8 protein-coding genes and 1 riboswitch are annotated in these 12,139 nt (G+C 73.1%); of the genes, 1 reads left to right on the top strand and 7 read right to left on the bottom strand.

Annotated elements, in window-relative coordinates:
* Positions 1 to 119: 119 nt before the first annotated feature.
* From thiC to thiE, 7 genes are all read right to left on the bottom strand, one after another.
* Positions 120 to 1,712: a phosphomethylpyrimidine synthase ThiC gene (gene thiC, locus ABTW87_RS13800; protein WP_350651148.1), complete on the bottom strand. Its 1,593-nt coding sequence runs from the start codon at positions 1,710 to 1,712 to the stop codon at positions 120 to 122.
* Positions 1,713 to 1,729: 17 nt separating this feature from the next.
* Positions 1,730 to 2,518: a bifunctional hydroxymethylpyrimidine kinase/phosphomethylpyrimidine kinase gene (gene thiD / locus ABTW87_RS13795; protein ID WP_350651147.1), complete on the bottom strand. Its 789-nt coding sequence runs from the start codon at positions 2,516 to 2,518 to the stop codon at positions 1,730 to 1,732.
* Entirely contained in the window at positions 2,515 to 3,153 is a 639-nt protein-coding gene (locus ABTW87_RS13790) for a thiamine phosphate synthase (RefSeq protein ID WP_350651146.1), read from the bottom strand. The genes thiD and ABTW87_RS13790 overlap by 4 nt, the downstream gene beginning before the upstream one ends.
* Positions 3,150 to 3,929, bottom strand: a complete 780-nt coding sequence (locus ABTW87_RS13785; protein ID WP_350651145.1) for a thiazole synthase — start codon at positions 3,927 to 3,929, stop codon at positions 3,150 to 3,152. Before ABTW87_RS13785 ends, ABTW87_RS13790 begins: the two co-directional genes overlap by 4 nt.
* Complete coding sequence (gene thiS / locus ABTW87_RS13780) at positions 3,926 to 4,126, bottom strand: sulfur carrier protein ThiS (RefSeq protein WP_350651144.1); 201 nt, start codon at positions 4,124 to 4,126, stop codon at positions 3,926 to 3,928. Before thiS ends, ABTW87_RS13785 begins: the two co-directional genes overlap by 4 nt.
* Positions 4,110 to 5,255, bottom strand: coding sequence for a glycine oxidase ThiO (gene thiO, locus ABTW87_RS13775; RefSeq protein ID WP_350651143.1), 1,146 nt, complete (start codon positions 5,253 to 5,255; stop codon positions 4,110 to 4,112). The genes thiS and thiO overlap by 17 nt, the downstream gene beginning before the upstream one ends.
* Positions 5,249 to 5,875, bottom strand: a complete 627-nt coding sequence (gene thiE, locus ABTW87_RS13770) for a thiamine phosphate synthase (protein ID WP_350651142.1) — start codon at positions 5,873 to 5,875, stop codon at positions 5,249 to 5,251. The genes thiO and thiE overlap by 7 nt, the downstream gene beginning before the upstream one ends.
* Positions 5,869 to 5,978, bottom strand: a riboswitch (TPP riboswitch). Its footprint overlaps the gene before it by 7 nt.
* Before the next feature lie 273 nt (positions 5,979 to 6,251).
* On the opposite strand from thiE, the gene ABTW87_RS13765 reads away from it, so the two are divergent.
* Positions 6,252 to 12,074: a ThuA domain-containing protein gene (locus tag ABTW87_RS13765; RefSeq protein ID WP_350651141.1), complete on the top strand. Its 5,823-nt coding sequence runs from the start codon at positions 6,252 to 6,254 to the stop codon at positions 12,072 to 12,074.
* The last annotated feature ends 65 nt before the right edge of the window (positions 12,075 to 12,139 follow it).

The raw sequence follows: 12,139 nt of genomic DNA, 5'->3' as shown, positions 1-12,139 counted from the left end.
ACCCCGCCCCACCCACCCCGTGTTGATCAAGAAGTTTTCGGCACGACACGCCGTTGCAACTGCCGAAAACCTCTTGATCAACGAGCGCCACCCGCCCGGGGTGGGTGGGTGGGTAGGGGTCAGGCTAGGGGGAGGTAGACGCGGCTGCCGGAGGCCACGAACTCCTCGGACTTGTCCCGCATGCCCCGGGCCGCGTACTCCTTGAGCTCCTGGGTGATCTTCATGGAGCAGAACTTCGGCCCGCACATCGAGCAGAAGTGCGCGGTCTTCGCCGGCTCGGCGGGCAGCGTCGCGTCGTGGTACGACCGCGCCGTCTCCGGGTCCAGCGAGAGGTTGAACTGGTCCTCCCAGCGGAACTCGAACCGTGCCTTGGAGAGCGCGTCGTCCCACGCCTGCGCGCCGGGGTGCCCCTTGGCCAGGTCCGCCGCGTGTGCCGCGATCTTGTACGCGATCACCCCGGCCTTCACGTCGTCGCGGTCCGGCAGCCCGAGGTGCTCCTTGGGGGTGACGTAGCAGAGCATCGCCGTGCCGAACATGCCGATCATCGCCGCGCCGATGGCCGAGGTGATGTGGTCGTACGCGGGGGCGATGTCCGTCGTCAACGGACCGAGCGTGTAGAACGGGGCCTCGTGGCACCACTCCTGCTGGAGGTCCACGTTCTCCTTGATCTTGTGCATCGGCACGTGCCCCGGGCCCTCGATCATCACCTGGACGTCGTACTCCCAGGCGATCTTCGTCAGCTCACCGAGCGTACGAAGCTCGGCGAACTGCGCCTCGTCGTTGGCGTCGGCGATGGAACCCGGGCGCAAGCCGTCGCCGAGCGAGAACGTCACGTCGTACTTCGCGAGCAGCGAACACAGCTCCCGGAAGTTCGTGTAGAGGAAGTTCTCCTCGTGGTGGGCCAGGCACCAGGCCGCCATGATCGAACCGCCCCGGGACACGATCCCGGTCACCCGGTCGACGGCCAGCGGCACGTACGGCAGCAGCACCCCGGCGTGCACCGTCATGTAGTCGACGCCCTGCTCGGCCTGTTCGACGACGGTGTCCCGGAACACCTCCCAACTCAGCTTGACCGGGTCGCCGCCGACCTTCTCCAGCGCCTGGTAGATCGGCACGGTCCCGATCGGCACCGGCGAGTTCCGCACGATCGCCTCGCGCGTCTCGTGGATCCGCTTGCCGGTCGACAGGTCCATCACGGTGTCCGCGCCCCACCGGGTCGCCCAGGTCAGCTTCTCCACCTCCTCGGCGATCGACGAGGTGACCGCTGACGTGCCGATGTTGGCGTTGACCTTCACCAGGAACGCCTTGCCGATGATCGCCGGCTCGCATTCGGGGTGGTTGACGTTCAACGGCAGCACCGCCCGCCCGGCCGCGATCTCGTCGCGGACGAACTCGGGTGCCACTCCCTCCCGGATGGCCACGAACTCCATCTCCGGCGTGACCACGCCGGAGCGGGCGTACGCGAGCTGCGTCGGCCGCTTCCCGTCCGCACCGGCCAGCGGCGTGCCCGCTCCCCGCGTCGGAGCGACGTCACCACGGGAAGCGATCCACGGTCCGCGCAGCGGCGGCAGCCCCACCTCCGGGTCGGATCCGGGGCCGGACGTGTCGTAGAGCCGCACCGGCGGGTTGTCGCCGGTGAGGTCGACCTCCGCGAACGGTACCCGGATGTCCGGTCGCGACCCCTCGACGTAGACCTTGCGACGTGCCTGCATGACAGCCTCCCTGTCGATCAAGCGGACCAACCGAAGTGGTCGAGCGGCCCGCGTCCCGCGCCCAACTCCCAGTCCCGGGCGCCGGTCAGCGCCCGGGTGACGTACTCCTTCGCCGTGGCGACGGCCACCGGCACCGGGTCGCCCGACGCGAGCCGGACGGTGATGGCCGCCGAGAAGGAACAGCCGGTCCCGTGGTTGTGCCGGGTCGGCACCCGGGGCGCGCGGAGCAGGGTGGTGACCCCGCCGCCGTGCAGCACGTCAACCGCCTCGCCGTCCGCGTCCACGTCGCCGCCGGTGACCACCACGTGCTCCGGGCCGCCCGCTGCCAGGGCCTCCGCGGCGGCCACCATCTCCTCGACGGTGGTCACCGGGCGTCCGGTGATGGCCGCGGCCTCCGCGCAGTTCGGCGTCGCCACCAGCGCGTACGGCAGCAGCCGCTCCACCGCCGCGACCACGCCCAGCGCGTGCCCGCTGGTGGCGACCAGCACCGGGTCGACGACGAGGTGCGGCAGCCGGCCGTCCTTCGCCGCGTCGGCGACCGCGTCGGCGACCGCCGGGGTGCCGAGCATGCCGGTCTTCACGGCCCGGACCGTGAAGTCGGCGAGCACGCTGTCCAGCTGGTCGGTGACCGTGCGCGGGGGTAGCGGCAGCACCGCGTCGACGCCGCGCGTGTTCTGGGCGGTGACTGCCGTGATGACGCTGGTCCCGTAGGCACCGAGCGCGGCGAAGACCTTCAGGTCGGCCTGAATGCCGGCGCCCGCCCCGGAGTCGGATCCGGCGATGGTGAGGACTGTCGGCGGCGTCATGCTCCTCCCCCGGTTGTCGCGAACGCGGGCTGGGTGGCCTGGTTGAAGCCGTTCGTGAGGCGGGCCGCTGTCCCGGTGGGGTCCGCGGACCGCATGACGGAACCGAGCACCGCCACGCCGGCGGCTCCGGCCGCCACGCACGCCGCTACCTGTTCGGCTGTCTCGATGCCGCCGAGGGCGAGGACCGGGACCGGGCTGAGCCGGATCAGCGCGCGCAGCCCGTCGGCGCCCAGGGGTGGGCCGTAGCCGGGTTTGGTTCTCGTGGGGTGGACGGGCGACAGGGTGGCGTAGTCCTCGGTGGTGAGGCGGGCCAGCTCGGCCGCGTCGTGGCAGGAGCGGCCGACCAGGCCCAGGCGCGGTGGCGGGTACGGGCCGGCGGCGGGCAGGTGCACGGCGTCACCGCACAGCGGGTCGGGGCCGGCGACGATAAGCGTGCCGCCGCTGTCGGCGAGGACCGCGCGCAGGTCGGCGGCGAGCGCGGCGCGCTCGCCGCGGGACAGGTCCTTCTCCCGCAGCACCACCCACCGCACGCCCCCGGCCACCGCACCGGCGACGACGTCGACGAGCGGGCGCCGGGCGGTCCGCCGGTCGGTCAGCACGACGACCCCGGTCGGTCCGGCTGCCCGGCCGGTCACAGCTCCGGCCTGCCCTCGTCCGGGGTGGACGCGAGGGCGTGGAAGCGGCGCGGGATCCGGCCGGCCCCGTACGCGAGCCGGCCCGCCTCGACCGCGTACCGCATCGCGGTGGCCATCGCCACCGGGTCGGCGGCCCGGGTCACCGCGCTTGCCAGCAGCACCGCGTCGCAGCCCAGCTCCATGGCGAGCGCCGCGTCGGAGGCGGTGCCGATCCCGGCGTCCAGGATCACCGGCACGTCCACGCTCTGCCGGATGAGCCGGATGTGGTTCGGGTTGGACACCCCCAACCCGGACCCGATCGGTGCTCCGGCCGGCATCACGGCCGCGCAGCCGACGTCCGCGAGCCGGCGCGCCAGGACCGGGTCGTCCGACGTGTACGGCAGCACGGTGAACCCGTCGGCGACCAGTTCCTCCGCGGCGCGCAGCAGCTCGACGCCGTCCGGCAGCAGGGTCCGCTCGTCGCCGATCACCTCAAGCTTCACCCAGTCGGTGCCGAACGCCTCCCGCGCGAGGTGGGCCACTTTCACGGCCTCACCCGCCGTGTAGCAACCGGCGGTGTTGGGCAGCAGCCGTACCCCGCAGCGGTCGAGCAGGTCGAGCAGGCCCCCCGAGCCGCCCGGGGTGGTGTCGACGCGCCGCAGGGCAAGGGTGATCAGCCCGGTGCCGGACGCCCGGACGGCCTGCTCCAGGACGTGCAGGTTGGCGGCCCCGCCGGTGCCGAGTACCAGCCGCGAGGTGAACGTCACGCCGCCCAGCTCGAAGGTCACCGTGCTCACCCGCCCTGCGCTGCGCTGAGCACCTCGACCCGGTCGCCGGCGCGCAGCACGGTCGCCGGCCAGCCGCCGCGCGGCACCACCTCGCCGTTGACGGCGACGGCCAGGCCGCGCTCCTGCGGGGTGACCGCGCGGACCAGGTCGGCGACGGTCGAGCCGTCGGCCAGGGTCCGCCCGGCGCCGTTAACGGTCACGTCCATGGCTGTCCTCCTCGGCTGCGAACCGGTCCGGTGCGAAGGGAGCCAGCAGCGGGTCCGGCGTCCCGGTGACGATCAGGTCCGCGATCAGGTCGGCGGTGAGCGGGGTGAGCACGATCCCGTGCCGGTGGTGCCCGGTGGCGGCGAGCACGTCCGCCCGGCCGGGCAGCGGGCCGAGGATCGGCGCGTTGTCGGGGGTGCCGGGGCGCATCCCGGCGAGCGTCTCCACCAGGTCGTACTCGGCCAGTTCGGGCACCAGGTCGACGGCGGCCCGGAGCAGCCGCAGCACGGCGCCGGCGGTCACCGTGGGGTCGGTGCGCTCCTCGACGGTCGCCCCGACGACTACCTCACCGCTGTCCCGGGGGACGAGGTAGACGTGCTCGCCGTCCGCGTACCCCCGGATGACGTGCCGGAAGCACGGCGCGCCGGCGCCGGGCGCGCGGAGCCGGAGCACCTGGCCCTTCACCGGGCGGACCGGCATCCCGGTCAACGCGGCGGCACCGCAGCCGGCCGCCACCACCGTGACGCCCGCGTCCACGTCGGACAGCCGCTCGACGAGCGTGGGCAGCAGCGTGACGCCGGCCGCGGTGGCCGCGGCGCGCAGCGCGGGAACGAGCCGCCGCGGGTCCACCTGGTGGTCGGTGGCCGCGACCGCGCCGCCGCGCACGCGGGGCGCCAGCGCCGGCTCGCGGTCGCGGAGCTCGGAGGGACGCGAGGGGGTCACCGGCAGGCCGAGCCCCTGCTGGTACGCCCACAGCCGGCGCGCCTCGGCGAGGTCGTCGGCGGTGAGCCCGACCAGGAGCGTGCCCTCGGTCCGGTACCCCAGGTCGGCGCCGGACGCCTCGGCCAGCTCTTCGGCGAACGCCGGCCAGCGGGCGGCCGACTCGGTGAGCAGCCGGGTCAGCTCCTGCTCACCGAAGTACGCCTCGGCGACCGGCGCGAGCATCCCGGCCGCGACGTGCGAGGCGCCCGACCCGGGATCGGGGTCGTGCACGACGACCCGCAGCCCCCGTGCCGCGCACCGCCAGGCAATGGCCAGCCCGATCGGCCCCGCCCCCACCACCGCCACATCCGGTGCAAGGAAGGGCCCCTTCTTAACGCCTCCGGTAGAGGAAGGGTCCCTTGTTAACACGACAGCGCCCCGAGCAGCTCGGCGGCGGCGCGGGCGGGGTCGGCGGCCCCGGAGAGCGCGCCGACCACCGCCACCCCGTACGCGCCGGCGGCCCGCAACGCGGGCACGTCCTCCGCCGTCACTCCCCCGATGGCGATCACCGGGACGTCCACCGCCCCGGCCACCGCCCGGACGCCGTCGGCACCGATCGCCGCTGGAAGCCCGTCCTTCGTCGACGTGGGCCGGTACGGCCCGACCCCCAGGTAGCTGGCCCCCGCGGCGACCGCCTCGGCGGCGGCTCCCGGGTCGCGTGCGGTGGCCCCCAGGACGGCGGTGGAGCCGAGCACGGCGCGGGCCGCCCCGACCGGCAGGTCGTCGGCGCCCACGTGCCCACCGGCGGCACCCACGGCCAGGGCCACGTGCAGGCGGTCGTTCACCAGGCAGGCCGCCCCGTACCGCGCGCAGAGCGCGACCACCCGGCGGGCCAGGTCGTACGCCTCCCGGTCGGTCGCGTCGTCGGTTACCCGGACCTGTACGACCAGCTCGGTGCGGGCCACCGGCAGGGCGGCCCGGACCACGGCGAGCGGATCCCGCCCGGGTCGGGTGTCGGTGATGAGATGCAGTCGCCCGAGGGACGGCACGGCAAACTCCTCCCTGCGCCGGCATTACCCGGATCAGGTTCGACGGTCGGGGGCTCACAGCCCCCCTCTCAGCCCGGTCCACCGGGCTCCCGTGGGTCACTTGCGTGTCACCGTACGACAGATACGCCGGGCTGCCAAGGCGCGGCACCCGGGACCGCACGCTTTGCACTGTCCGGGGCGGTATGTCGCCGACCGTTGCCGAAACGTTACCCATCGAGAACTTGCCATGGATCGATGTAACGGGACTAATTTGTTCAGCGAGTCGACAAAATGCCGGACGGGCGCCCCGGCAAGGCGTTCGGACCGGCTCCACCTGGGACGGTCTTCGGCGAGCCGGCCCCCGTGACCCCTGTCCAGCAGGACAAAGGAGACACGAGTGTCCCAACCGCGCCGTGCCCACGTACCCCTCACCGCCGCCCTGCTCACCCTCGGCCTCGCCGCGACCGCTCTCGTCGCAGCGCCCGCGGCCCAAGCCGCCCGGACCGTCCCCGCCGCCCAGGCCGCACCCGCCGCGGCCCCCGCGCCGGCCGCCGCCGAAGACGAGCCGTTCTCGATCCTGGTCTTCTCGAAGACCGCCGGCTTCCGGCACGACTCCATCCCCACCGGGATCGCCGCGATCCAGCAGCTCGGCGCCGACAACGGCTTCAACGTCGACACCACCGAGGACGGTGCCGCCTTCACCGACGAGAACCTCGCCCGCTACCGGGCGGTCGTCTGGCTCTCCACCACCGGCGACGTGCTCAACGCGGACCAGCAGGCGGCGTTCGAGCGCTACATCCGGGCCGGTGGCGGGTACGCCGGCGTCCACGCCGCCTCCGACACCGAGTACAGCTGGGCCTGGTACGGGGACCTGGTGGGCGCGTACTTCGCCAGCCACCCGGCCAACCAGCAGGCCACGGTCAAGGTGGAGGACCAGGCACACCCGTCCACGGCCGACCTGCCGGAACGCTGGTCCCGCTTCGACGAGTGGTACAACTACCAGTCCAACCCGCGCGGTGACGTGCACGTCCTGGCCACCCTCGACGAGACCAGCTACGCACCCGGCGCGGGCGCGATGGGCCACGACCACCCCATCGCCTGGTGTCAGGACTTCGACGGCGGCCGCGCCTGGTACACCGGCGGCGGGCACACCCGCGAGTCGTACGCCGAGCCGGAGTTCCTCGCCCACCTGCTCGGCGGCATCCGGACCGCTGCCGGTGTGCAGGACGCCGACTGCGGTGCCTCGCTGACCGAGAGCTTCGAGAAGGTGACGCTGGACAGCAACACCAGCAACCCGATGGAGCTGGACGTCGCCCCCGACGGCCGGGTCTTCTACATCGAGCGCGACGGTCGCGTGCAGATCGTCAAGCCGGACACCGGCAACACCGTCACCGCCCTCGACCTCGACGTCTTCACCGGCAACGAGGACGGCCTGATCGGCATCCGCCTCGACCCGGACTTCGCCACCAACGGGTGGGTCTACCTCTACTACGCGCCGAACGACGGCGTGGCCCGCAACCTGCTGTCCCGGTTCACCGTGGCCGGCGACACGATCGACCCGGCCAGCGAGAAGCAGGTGCTGCGGGTCGACACCCAGCGCAACACCTGCTGCCACGCCGGCGGCAGCATGACCTTCGACTCCGCCGGCAACCTCTACCTGGCCACCGGGGACAACACCAACCCGTTCTCCTCCGACGCGTACACGCCCATCGACGAGCGCCCGGGGCGGGTCGACTACGACGCGCAGCGCACCTCCGGCAACACCAACGACCTGCGCGGCAAGGTGCTCCGGATCCACCCGGAGGACGACGGGACGTACACCGTCCCGGACGGCAACCTCTTCCCGGCGGGGACGGCGAAGACCCGGCCGGAGATCTACGCGATGGGCTTCCGCAACCCGTTCCGGATCGGCATCGACCCCGCCACCGACACCCTCTACGTCGCCGACTACGGGCCGGACGCGGCCTCGGACAACCCGAACCGCGGCCCCGAGGGCCTGGTGGAGTGGAACATCGTCGCCGCCCCCGGCAACTACGGCTGGCCGTACTGCACCGGGACCAACGAGGCGTACAACGACTACCAGTTCCCGTCCGGGCCGAGCGGGGCGAAGTTCAACTGCGCCGCCCCGGTGAACGACTCGCCGAACAACACCGGCCTGACCGACCTGCCGCCGGCCGTCCCGGCCACCGTCGACTACGGCTACGGCGGCGACCCGCGCTACCCGGAGATCGGTGGCGGCGGCGCGCCGATGGGCGGCCCGGTCTACCGGTACGACCCGGACCTTGACTCGGACCGCAAGTGGCCGGCGTACTACGACGGCAAGGCGATGTTCGGCGAGTGGAACCAGTCGAAGATGTACGCGCTGCAGGTCACCGCGGACGGCAGGTCGCTTGTCGACATCAACCAGTTGCTCACCGGGATGAGCCTCATCCGGCCGATGGACTTCGAGTTCGGGCCGGACGGCGCGCTCTACCTGATCGAGTGGGGCAGCGGCTTCGGCGGCAACAACGACAACTCCGGGGTCTACCGGATCGACTACATCGCCGGTCACCGGGCCCCGATCGCGGTGGCCGCCGCCGAACCGACCTCCGGCCCGGCGCCGCTGACCGTGGCGTTCTCCAGCGCCGGGTCGCGCGACCCGGACGGCGGCACCCTGACGTACGCCTGGGCGTTCGGCGACGGCGCGACGTCCACCGAGCCGAACCCCACCCACACGTACGCGACCGCCGGCAACTACACCGCCCAGCTCACCGTCACGAACCCGAAGGGGCGCACGGCGGTGGCGAACGTGCCGGTCACGGTGGGCAACACCGCGCCGACGGTCCAGATCGAGTTCCCGCCGGACGGCGGCTTCTTCGACTGGGGCGACCAGGTCCGCTACACGATCACGGTCACCGACCCGGAGGACGGCACGATCGACTGCGCCAGGGTCCGGCTCCAGGTCCTGCTCGGTCACGACGAGCACGCCCACCCGCTGGAGCAGCACACCGGCTGCTCCGGCACCGTCCAGACGTCGCTCGCCTCCGGGCACGGCGCCGAGGCGAACGTGTTCACCGTCTTCGAGGCCACCTACACCGACGGGGGCGGCACGGGCGGGGCGGCGCCGCTGACCGGCCGGGACATCGAACAGCTCCAACCCAAGCGCAAGCAGGCCGAGTACTACACGGCCACCGGCCGGACGCCGGTCAGCACCGGCGGCGGTGACCCCGGCGTGCAGACGGAGACCACCGGCGACACCGCCGGCGGCGGTGCGAACATCGGCTTCATCGAGGACGGCGACTGGTGGTCCCTCGTACCGGCCGACCTGACCGGCATCACCTCGATCCGGTTCCGGGCCGCCTCGGCGACCGACGGCGGTGTCATCGAGGTCCGGGCCGGGGCGGTCGACGGACCGGTGGTCGCCACGGCCACCGTGCCGGGCACCGGCGCCTGGCAGACGTACACCGACGTGACCGCGCCGGTGACCGGCGCGGCGAGCGGAGCGCTCTACTTCGTGGCCCGCGACCCGAGCGGCGGCGCGGGGTCGCTGTTCAACGTCAACTGGGCGGACTTCCTCGGCCGGGGCGTCACCGAGAACGCACCGCCGGTCGTCACCGCCACCGCCACGCCGGCCGCCGGCACCGCGCCGGTCACCGTCGCGTTCGACGGCACCGCCACCGACGCGGAGGGGGACACCCCGCTGACGTACGCGTGGGACTTCGGTGACGGCGCGACGGCGACGACGCTGGACGCCACGCACACCTACCCGACGCCCGGCACGTTCACCGCCACGCTGACGGTGACCGACAGCCGGGGCGCCCGCTCGTACACGTCGCTCCGGGTACGGGTCGACGCGCCGAACACGTCCTGCTTCGGGACACGCTCGGACGACTTCACCGGCACCACACTGGACCGGGACCGGTGGACCAGCGTGGTGCGCGAGAACCAGCTCCTGTCGGTCTCGGACGGGGCGCTGCGCCTGCCCACCGCGGTCGGCGACCTGTACGGCACCCGCAACGACGCCACCAACCTGGTGCTCCAGCCGGCCCCGTCCGGTGCCTGGCAGGCGACCACCCGGGTCACCCTCGCCGCGACGGCCGACTACCAGCAGGCCGGCCTGCTGGTGTACGGCGACGACGAGAACTACGCCAAGCTGGACCTGCTGTACGGCGGCAGCCGGCGGGTGGAGTTCATCCGGGAGACCGCCGGCGCACCCCGCAACGAGGCCGCCGACAGCATCACCGCGCCGGCCGGTGACACCCTGTACCTACGGCTGAACAGCGACGGGACGAACCTGACCGCCGCGGTCTCCACGGACGGGCAGACCTTCACCCCGGTCGGTCGGCCGGCCGCCCTGGCCGGGATCACCGACCCGCGGATCGGCCTGTTCGCGCTCAACGGCGGCACGGCCGCGCCGGTGGTGGAGGCGGCGTTCGACTGGTTCCAGGTCACGCCGGATGCGCCGGACGGGCCGGTCGACCCGTCGGACGAGTTCACCGGTGACGCGCTGGACAAGTGCCGGTGGAACGCGATCCTGCGGGAGGACCCGAGCGGCTACCGGGTCACCGGCGGCGCGCTCCGCATCGACGTGCCCAACGGCGACATCTACGGCTCCGGCAACTCCGGGCCGGCGAACTTCATCCTGCAGACCGCGCCGGCCGGCGACTGGATCCTGGAGACGAAGGTCGACGGCAGCCTGCTGGACGAGCAGTACCAGCAGGCCGGCCTGCTGGTGCACGCCGACGACGACAACTACCTGAAGTTCGACTACATCGTGGACAACCAACCCGGCCAGCCGGTGACACGGCGGATCGAGTTCCGCAGCGAGATCGGCGGCACCGTCCAGGACCCGCAGCCCCAGGCGGCGGACCTCACCGGCTCGGTGTGGCACCTGCGACTGGCCCGCAGCGGCGACACGTTCACCGCGTCGTACTCGGCCGACGGGACCAGCTGGACCGCCCTGCCGGAGCTGACAAGCGCCGCGGTCGGCGCGACCCCGAACGTGGGCGTGTTCACCCTCGGCGGCAACCAGACCGCCTCGAAGACGGCGTCGTTCGACTACTTCCGCCTCACCGCCGGAGCGTCCGACGACACCGCGCCGGTGACCACCGCCGACGTGTCCGGCGCGCCGGTGGAGGGCTGGCACACCGGGCCGGTCACCGTCGCGCTCACCGCCGTCGACGAGGACGGCGGCAGCGGGGTGGCCCGCACCGAGTACCAGCTCGACGCCGCCACCGCCTGGACCGCGTACGCCGCGCCGGTGTCGGTGACCGGGGACGGCGAGCACGAGTTGCGGTTCCGCTCGGTCGACGAGGCCGGCAACGTGGAGACGACGAGGACGCTCGCCGTCCGGATCGACACGACGGCACCGGTGAGCACCGCGGCGTTCGCCCCGGCGAACGACGAGGGCTGGCACGACGGCACCGTCCCGGTGGTGCTCACCTCGACCGACGCCGGCTCCGGGGTGAAGCTGCTGGAGTGGTCGCTGGACGGTGGCGCGTGGACGCCGTACACCGAGCCGGTCGAGATCAGCGGGGACGGGGCCCACGAGCTCCTCTACCGGGCCGGTGACACGGCGGGCAACGCCGAGACGCTGAAGTCGGCGGTGGTGCGGATCGACGGCACGAAGCCGACCCTGCTGGTCTCCGGGATCGCCGACGGCCAACTCTACGGCGACAGCCAGGACGTCCGGGTGTCCTGGCAGGCGGTGGACCCCACCTCGGGCATCGCCACCGTGGTCGGTGAGCTGGGTGGGCGGCCGTACCTGAGTGGCACCCTCCAGGCGATGTACGAGCTGCCGCTGGGCCTGCACGAGCTGACCGTCACGGCGACCGACAAGGCGGGCAACGCCACCGTCACGTCGGTCCGGTTCTTCGTCACCACGTCGTTCCGGGACATGCAGAACCTGCTGGACCGGTTCAAGGCGACGGGGCGGCTCTCGACCAAGGCGCACACGCGGTTGTCCGCCAAGCTCTCCGACGCCCGTACGGCGGAGGCGGCCGGGAAGGACAACCGGGCGATCAAGCAGCTCACCACGTTCCGCGACCTCGCCGGCGACGCCGCGCTGGTCGGCGAGGCGGAGGTACGCGACGTGCTGGTCCGCGACGCCGACGCCATGATCGTCCGGCTCGGCGGCACGGCCAGCACGGACGGCGTACACGCCAACGACGGCGAGCCGGTTACCGGCACCGGCCGGCTCGGCGGCGATCCCACCCGGATCGCTCCCGGCCGTCACCTGTGATCGACGGGGCCCCGTCCGGCACCGGCCGGGCGGGGCTCCTCAGCCCGAGTGGGGAGGCACCTGGA

Source organism: Micromonospora sp. NPDC126480 (genome assembly GCF_040302465.1).
Classification (GTDB): domain Bacteria; phylum Actinomycetota; class Actinomycetes; order Mycobacteriales; family Micromonosporaceae; genus Micromonospora.
This window is presented reverse-complemented; position numbering and strand designations above follow the sequence as displayed.